This window comes from Cohnella lubricantis (assembly GCF_014212015.1).
Classification (GTDB): Bacteria; Bacillota; Bacilli; order Paenibacillales; family Paenibacillaceae; genus Cohnella; species Cohnella lubricantis.
Genome location: NZ_JACJVN010000116.1, coordinates 1 through 2,247 on the forward strand (window position 1 = coordinate 1; position 2,247 = coordinate 2,247).

1 protein-coding gene and 1 pseudogene are annotated in these 2,247 nt (G+C 64.0%); both read left to right on the top strand.

Translation table 11 applies throughout. The features are described from left to right. The first annotated feature begins 422 nt into the window (after positions 1-422). Positions 423-1,199 carry a hypothetical protein gene (locus tag H4Q31_RS21265; RefSeq protein ID WP_185181076.1) on the top strand — a complete coding sequence of 259 codons (777 nt, stop codon included), beginning with the start codon at positions 423-425 and terminating at the stop codon, positions 1,197-1,199. 393 nt (positions 1,200-1,592) lie between these two features. Continuing rightward, positions 1,593-2,247 (top strand): annotated as a pseudogene (locus tag H4Q31_RS21270) (hypothetical protein); the annotation flags it as partial.

Consider the following 2,247-nt stretch of genomic DNA (forward strand, 5'->3'; position numbering starts at 1 on the left):
GCGAAGAGGGGCTGGAGGAACGTGTAAGCGGTGCAAGAGCGGTGACAGGGGGTGAAGTGGGGGGGGAGTATCGTGTAAGCGGTCCAAGCCCGGTTACAGAGGGCGAAGCGGGGCAGGTGGAACGTGTAAGCGGGCCGTGCCCGGTTACAGAGGGCGAAGCAGGGCGGAAGGAACGTGTAAGCGGTCCAAGCCCGGTTACAGAGGGCGAAGCGGGGCGTGAGGAACGTGTAAGCGGTCCAAGCCCGGTTACAGAGGGCGAAGCGGGGCAGGTGGCACGTGTAAGCGGGCCGTGCCCGGTTACAGAGGGCGAAGCGGCTCGAGTGCAGCGGAGTGCCGGAACGAAGACCTCTCGGCCGGCATATATTGTCGCATCAGCGAGGGGAGTGGTCTCTCGAACGCGGATGTAAGAGGAGGTGGCCTCCGTGCTTATCGAATTGTTGTCCATCGCGGTCGCATATGCCGGTGCTATCGCATACGCCAGGTGGGTTGCCCATTATCGCGGCCGAAGCGGGAAGAGGCAGCGCCGTTATATGCTCGTCGCCGGCAACCACGAGGCGCAGATCGAATGGTACTTGCGCGCGCTCAGGCGGTATTCCCGGAGAAGCGGGACGGACGTGCGGATGACCGTATGGCTCCGCGATTCCTCGGATGAGACGGGATCGATCGTGCGGCAGATGGCGCGTCTTGACGACGGGATCGATTGGATGGCGATGACAGGCAAGCCGGCTGAATCAGAGAAGAGCCGGGAACTGACAAGCGTGCCTATGGCATATGCCGACGGCATTGGAGCGGTCCCGATCGGCATCGGATTCGAGGATATGGCGGCAGGGAATAACGCGAACGAGATTGTCGACGAGGACGGAACGGAAGCGCTCTCGAATGCTATGAGAGCGGGATCGATGGCAAGCGGCGACGCGGTTGAACTGGCGGCGGACTTCGTGGAGACGAGTCTGGTTGCCGAGGATGTAACGGCGGGGCTGTTCGCCTGCGAGAGCGGTATGGAGACGGTCGGCGAGACGGGGAGCGCTGCGGCAAGCAATGAGATGAGAGGCGCTGCAGCAATTGGCGAGACGAGGAGCGCCGGAGCGAGAAGCGGGGAGCTGGCGAGCGGCGTGTGGTCGGACACTCGGCTGGAGAGCGTTCAGCCCGTGTGGATTGAGCTGTCGAAGCCGGAGGACGTTGCGCGGCTGCCGATCTGAATGAGCGAGCGCGGCATTGTGCCAGCTCTCGAATGGCGAGCGCTTACGGTCACTCGGGCGGAAGCCTGAGTGGATCAGCTTGCTTGTATACCGCACGTAGTGCTGCCTGCCAATAGCCAACTCTCCGCCCCATTCGCTTCACGCCTCGCCCCATGCGTCGCAGTAACGCCAGAGTAACTCGAATTGGCTGTGCACGCCGCCGAAGCGCCGGAGAAACACGAATTTGGCGAACATCTCGCCTCATGCACTGCAGGAACGCAGGGCGAATTTGGGTTGAAATGGAAGCGCGGCATTGAATATAATGATAACAAAGACAACTTTCGGGTGAAGCACACTCGCTGGCTTAAAGGCCGGTGGAGTGTGCTTTATTGTTGTTGCACAAGGGGGGCGGAGATGGTGAGGGCTGTAGTATATGCGGCGCGAACGGGACAGGGATGGGAAGCGCGTTACTCGGTTGCCTGGGAGGTGGATACAGCTTATTGGGACGGCAAGGCGGCAGAGCTGATCCGGCTGCGCGAGCCGCTGCCGCTCGGTCTGGCGGAGGCGGTGTGCGGCCGGCTGAAGGAGGCGATTCGAGCGGGTGGCGGCGGATGGACGGCAGAACGATTGGCGGGCGAGCTGCGGAGAACAGCAGAGCTGGCATGGGGTCTGGCCGAGAAGAGCGAGACGCCGGGGCAAAGGGTTCGTTATTCAGCCGTCCAGCCTAAGCTTCATTGGGAGGTCGAGGAGCATCGCTTCGGCGAGCGGATGGTACCTGTCTCAGCTAAGCGGGAAGTTCAGGGGCCAAGCTGCTGCCAACGGGATAAGCCCGCCGAAGCTGAGCCGCTCGAGCAAGCGGCGCGCTTGGCGGCGGACTGCATGCGCGGCCGCTCGCTGCTGCGCGAGGAGGCCGCCGCCATGCTCGCGGAGGCGGCGCCTGCGCTCGCGAGCGGCGCAGCAGCGCTTCGCGCGCTGCAGCTAGCCGCGCTGCGCTGCGGCGTGCGCCTGGCGGCCGCGATCGCGCCCGCTGGCGCAGCGATGGCGCCCATCGGCGCAGAAGCCGCCGATG